This window comes from Novosphingobium sp. B-7, from assembly GCF_000410615.1.
GTDB classification, from domain to species: domain Bacteria; phylum Pseudomonadota; class Alphaproteobacteria; order Sphingomonadales; family Sphingomonadaceae; genus Novosphingobium; species Novosphingobium capsulatum.
The window spans coordinates 1-5541 of record NZ_APCQ01000724.1 but is presented as its reverse complement, the minus strand read 5'-3'; the positions used below and the strand labels follow the sequence as shown (position 1 = coordinate 5541).

5 protein-coding genes are annotated in these 5541 nt (G+C 62.8%); 4 read left to right on the top strand and 1 reads right to left on the bottom strand.

Features of this window, described 5'->3' with window-relative positions:
• Positions 1-663 precede the first annotated feature (663 nt).
• The gene (locus tag H926_RS0107735) at positions 664-3087 is read left to right on the top strand and encodes a TonB-dependent receptor (protein WP_028657734.1); all 2424 of its coding nucleotides are present in this window, start codon (positions 664-666) and stop codon (positions 3085-3087) included.
• Between the two features lie 140 nt (positions 3088-3227).
• The gene (locus tag H926_RS26215) at positions 3228-3914 is read left to right on the top strand and encodes a TetR/AcrR family transcriptional regulator (protein WP_022675783.1); all 687 of its coding nucleotides are present in this window, start codon (positions 3228-3230) and stop codon (positions 3912-3914) included.
• Positions 3915-3968: 54 nt separating this feature from the next.
• Here the strand turns inward: H926_RS26215 and H926_RS34540 are convergent, their stop codons facing one another.
• Positions 3969-4283: a hypothetical protein gene (locus H926_RS34540; RefSeq protein ID WP_237740990.1), complete on the bottom strand. Its 315-nt coding sequence runs from the start codon at positions 4281-4283 to the stop codon at positions 3969-3971.
• 83 nt (positions 4284-4366) lie between these two features.
• Between H926_RS34540 and H926_RS26210 the strand changes: the two genes are divergently transcribed.
• Both H926_RS26210 and H926_RS0107720 read left to right on the top strand, forming a co-directional pair.
• A complete protein-coding gene (locus H926_RS26210; RefSeq protein WP_237740989.1) occupies positions 4367-5296 on the top strand; it encodes an amine dehydrogenase large subunit in 930 nt (309 codons plus the stop codon).
• Positions 5293-5541 (top strand): MauE/DoxX family redox-associated membrane protein (locus H926_RS0107720; RefSeq protein WP_022675782.1); only part of this gene is annotated, 249 nt, incomplete at its 3' end. The genes H926_RS26210 and H926_RS0107720, both read left to right, overlap by 4 nt.

Here is a 5541-nt window from a genome sequence, read left to right as displayed (position 1 = left end):
GCACCGCGCGCAGGATCTCGCGCGCCTGGGCCAGGGCCAGCGCGGGCTGGCGCGCCATCAGGCGGGCCGCATGGCCCAGCGCCGCATCAACCGTTCCGCTGGCCGAACCACCCGCATCAGCAGGTGCGGTTCCCACGCCATGCTGGCCGGCCACGTCATTTGCCATCACAGATCCTGCCTTGCGGTTTTGCCCCGATCACCATGACCGGAAACATGACATGCCCGCGCGATTACGCAACTGCGAACAGCTCCTCCCCCAGGCCGGCTCAATCGCCTGCACAATCTGCGATGCCAGATCGCTGAATTTTGTTGACAGCCGGCGTTTTGCTGGCACTATCCGCAACAAGATAGTGATTGAGACCGCGCCGCATCGCGGCACTATTGTGTAGAATCAACAGCTTGCAATCGCTGCGCTGCAATGCCGCAGATCACTCGCGCTGTTGGCGGCATGGCGCGCCACGGCAATCGGGCGCCGCAAGGGTTTGATCGCACAGGTGCGCAAATCGGCACGGCGACTGCACAAAAAGCGGCATAATTACAACACCGCCGCCAAGATCATCACCAAACGATAATCATAAAAACAAGCGTTCGCAGGAAGACGGCAGAAAAAGAACTTCAGGCCATCAGGGGGCATGAACAATGGTGTTTGAACAACGGTCGCAGATGAGGCGTGCACTGGGTATTCTCGGCGCCTCGACCGTCCTTTCCAGCATGGCGCTGCCGGTTGCGGCCTTGGCCCAGTCGGCACCCGCGCCCGCCCCGGCCCCCGATGCGGCCGCTGCAGACAATGGCACCGGCGGCCTTGGCGAAATCGTGGTCACCGCCACGCGCAAGGCCGAAAGCGTGCAGAAGGTGCCGATCTCGATCCAGGCGCTGGGCGCGGAAAAGCTGGAACAGCACCAGGTCAGCACGTTTGCCGATTACGCCAGCATGCTGCCCTCGGTCAGCTTTTCCGGGCTCGGGCCAGGGCAGAGCGAAGTCTATTTCCGCGGCATTGCCGTGGATGGTGGCGCACTGTCGACCAGCGGCACCTATCTCGATGACGTGCCGATTTCGCAGCCAGGGCGGATGCCCGAAGTGCACATCTACGATATCGAGCGGGTCGAGGCGCTGTCGGGCCCGCAAGGGACGCTCTATGGCGCCGGCTCGCTGGCGGGTACGCTGCGCATCATCACCAACAAGGCCAAGATCGGCAAGTTCGAGGCCGGCACCGATGTCCAGGTCGATGCCTATGGCAAGGGCGCGGCCGGCGCGATGGTCGAAGGCTTCGTCAACATCCCGGTGAACGAGCACATCGCCGTGCGCATGATGGGCTTCTACGATCACGAGGGCGGCTACATCGACAACACCCACGGCACGTACACCTATCAGTTGGGCGATGATGATCCCAACACGACCTATACCGTGGACAACGCCACGCTGGTGCAGAAGAACTACAACCCGGTCGACAGCTATGGCGGTCGCGTCAATGCCACGATCGAGGCGGGCGACTGGAAGCTCTATCCTTCCGTCACCTATCAGTATCTCGATGCCAAGGGCTTCTTCAACTATGATCCGCGCGTCGGCGATCTGCAGGTGCACGATTACAGCCCGACCGAAAATGTCGACAAGTGGGTCCAGGCCTCGCTGACCATCCAAGGCAAGATCGGCGATTTCGACCTGGTGTCCTCGTCGGGCTATTTCCGCCGCAAGATCCACAATACCAGCGACTACACCTATTACTCGGTCCACTATGACCAGCTTGGCCCCGGCTATGAAAACTACCTCAAGTTCCGTGACAAGAGCGGCAACTTCATCAACCCGACGCAGTCCTATATCGGCCGCCTGACCCAAACCAAGGTGACGCAGGAACTGCGCCTTTCGGTGCCCAAGGAATGGGGTTTCGACCTGACCGTAGGCGGCTTCTTCCAGTTCCAGAAGATGGCCCAGGACGACGATTACCAGATCCCCGGCCTGAGCCAGATCGACCTCGCCACCTCATGCGCCGATGGCTGCCAGTGGAACCCGGCGATCAAACGCGACGCGTTCTACAACCAGGATCTCAACCAGCGATTCCGCGACTATGCGGTGTTTGCCGAAGGCACCGTGCCGATCACCTCGCAGATCAAGGTGACCGGCGGCATCCGCGTGTTCAAGGCCAACAACTCGGTCTATGGATTCAGCGGCGTCGCCAGCCAGGCGCTTAAACTTGGCTGTACCGTGCCGTTCCCGGCCGACCAGCGGTTTTCCTGCGTCAACAACAACAAGCCAGCCTACAACGAGACCGGCGAAACCCACAAGGTGAGCGTGACCTGGCAGGTCACGTCCGACAAGATGGTCTATGCCACCTATTCCACCGGGTTCCGCCCTGGCGGCACCAACCAGTTGCCAGAGATGGGCACTTACAAGGCCGATCGGCTGGCCAATTACGAAGTGGGCGTCAAGACCAGCTGGAACAACAAGCTGCGCTGGAACGCGGCGGTCTATTATGAAAAGTGGACCGGTGTGCAATACACCGTCATCCCGTTGGGATATTTCGGCAACGGCGGCACGGTCAACGCTGGCGCCGCGCGGGTGTTCGGCATCGAATCCGATTTCGATCTCAAGCTCGGGCAGTTCACGATCAGCGGTTCCGGGTCCTATAACGATGCCAAGCTGACGCAGGATTTCTGCGTGCTCGACCCTGCCACCCTCACCCCGATCAGCGATTGCACCGGCAAGCCCGACGAGATCGCCGCCGCCAAGGGCACGCGCCTGCCGCGCCAGCCCCGCTTCAAGGGCCAACTTTCGGCGCGGTATGAAGGCGATCTAGGCTCGCTCAACGATTTCGCGCAAGTGACCATGCACGCCCAGACGCTGTCGACCTCCAACCTCGACACCTACAAGAACAGCCTCTTGGGCAACACGCCGGGCTTCGTCAGCTTCGATTTCTCCACCGGCGTGTCGAAGGACAACTGGACGCTGACGGCCTTCATCGAAAACGTGTTCGATCGCCGTGGCGAGCTGTCCAAGAACACGTTCTGCGCGATCGAATACTGCTCGGGCTCTTCGCGCACCATGCCGATCAAGCCTCAGTATTTCGGGCTGAAATATTCCATGCGCTATTGACGCGGCGCTCTCGCCAACCGCCAGAGCACTTTCCACCCTTGCCCCCGTCGCGCCCCGGCACGGCGGGGGTCGTTTTATCTGCCGGCGCAGGTGCGACGGACAACTGGCCGTTTCGCTCTGCCCGTGGTAGCCTGGCGGGAATGACACCAGCAGACCGTGCCATCACCACCCCGCGTCCCGGTGGCTATGCCCGTGGCGCGGCCACGGCCGAAGCCATCGTGAAGGCCGCGCACAAGGTGCTGATCGAGGAAGGCGCCGCGCAGTTCACCGTGCGCCGCATCGCCGCCGAATGCGGGATGAAGGTAGGCAATGTCAGCTATCATTTCCCGCGCAAGGAAATGCTGGTCCAGCTCATGCTCGACGACATGCTGGAAAGCTATGACAAGGTACTCGACGACGAGGTGCGCCAGCCCGGCCTTACCGCGCAGGAGCGGCTGCGCCGGGTGATCGCGCTGTGCCTGGAAGATATTGCCGGCATGCGCACCACGCGCCTGTTTACCGAACTGTGGGCCATGGCCAACCACAACCCGGTGGTGGCAGAGCGGGTGGCGCAGTTCTATGCCCGCGTCCACGGGGTGATCTGCGAATATGTCAGCGCGCTGAACCCCGCGCTGTCTGCGGCCGAAACCCAGATCGTGGCGCTCTATATCAGCGCCTCGATGGAAGGGGCGACACCCTTTCTCGGCTATCGCAAGCCCTGGGCCGATCGCATGCCGGCGTTCATCGCGATCGCCGGCAAGGCGCTGGTGGAACTGGCCTGTACCATCACCCCGGACGACATTGCCGGGCTGGGCATGCCCCGCCGCGATCCATGTGATGCCAGATAGCGCGAAAAGTTTTGCGGCACCTGCGAATGTCGCTTGACTGAAATAGGACATTCGTCAAAACTTGTGATCGCAATGGCATGTGGGGGCATGCCGGACTCGGGCAAACACCCGGTCCTTCGCGCCCTTGCCAATGCCGCGATCACCACGGGCTGTCACATTCGAACAGGGGCCGGCCACGATGACGTTTGCTGCCATCAAGGGGCGTTTTCTCGCAACTGCAACACTGGCCGTGGCGCTGGCCGGCGGCCTGCCTGGGGCGCTGGCGCCGTCGGCCATGGCGGCCCCGGTCGCCGCACCGATCGCGTCGGTGGAACCCGAACAGTCTGACGTGGCGCAGTTGACGCCGCCCAAGACCAGTTGGTTCTTCATCAACGGCGGGGTTCACATCCAATTCCTCGGTCATCTACGATACCGTCAGTGGCAAGCTGATCGGCCACGTCGAAACCCCGCAATTGACCGACCTGGCGCTCGATCCTGCGGGCAAGTTCTATTACGTGTCGTCCACCTTGTGGACCAAGGGCCTGCGCGGAACGCGGCAGGACTATGTCTCGGTGTTCGACAGCGTCGATCTCAAGCTTCAGGCCGATATTGCCATGCCGGGCCGCCTGCTGGTGGGCGGCCGGATGAACAATTTCGTGGTCAGCCCCGATGGCAAGTTCGGCTATGTCTACAACATGAGCCCGGCCTCTTCGGTCAACGTGATCGATCTGACGGCGCGCAAGTTCGTCAAGACGGTGGAACTGCCCGGCTGCGCCAGCCTGGTGCCGGTGCCCGGCGTGGGCCTGTCGGCGCTGTGCTCCGATGGCTCGCTCGCCACGTTGAGCCTTGCCGGCGGGAAAAGCCAGATCACCCGCAGCGATCCGTTCTTTTCCGCCACCGACGATCCGATCTTCGACAATTTCGAAGTCGATCGCGGGCACAACCAGATCGTGATGCTGAGCTATACCGGCAAGGTCTATACCGCCACGCTGGGGGCCAAGCCGGTGATTGCCGCGCCGTTCTCGTTGCAGGAAGCCGCCGGCGTGCCGGCCGGATCGGCCGCGCCCAACCAGGTCAACTGGTATCCAGGCGGGGTGCAGCAGATGGCCCTGCACCGCGCCACCGGCCAAGTCTATATCCTGATGCACATGGGCGAGTTCTGGTCGCACAAGGCCGGCGCGAGCGAAGTGTGGCAGCTCGACCTGGCGAACCACAAGGTGGTCAAGCGCATGGCCGTGCCCGGCGAACCGCGCATGATTGCCGTGACGCAGGAAGCCGCCCCCCACCTGGTCTTCGCTGGCGAGGACGAGACGGTCTACGTCTATGACCTGGCCACCGGCAAGCAGGCGTGGAAGCTGGATCATGCCGGCAATGGTGTGATCACGGTGGCGCAGCCGCAGTGATCGCGCTCGGCGCCCCGGATGCGGCCCCTGCGGCGATCGGCCTGATGGCCGTGGCGCTGACCGGGCGCATTGCCACGGTGGGCGTGGGGCTGGTGTTCCTTACTGCGGCAGCGGGCAAGCTGCGCCATCGGGTTTTGCTACCGGGCGTGATCGCCAATTACCGCCTCTTACCGCCGGCCCTGGTGGCGCCCGTGGCTAGCGCCCTACCCGTGGCAGAACTGGTCCTGGGCGCCTGGCTGCTGTCT

Coding starts and splice junctions, on each gene's coding strand:
- H926_RS0107735 (WP_028657734.1), top strand. CDS start 664: ATGAGGCGTGCACTGGGTATTCTCGGCGCCTCGACCGTCCTTTCCAGC.
- H926_RS26215 (WP_022675783.1), top strand. CDS start 3,228: ATGACACCAGCAGACCGTGCCATCACCACCCCGCGTCCCGGTGGCTAT.
- H926_RS34540 (WP_237740990.1), bottom strand. CDS start 4,283: ATGAAGAACCAACTGGTCTTGGGCGGCGTCAACTGCGCCACGTCAGAC.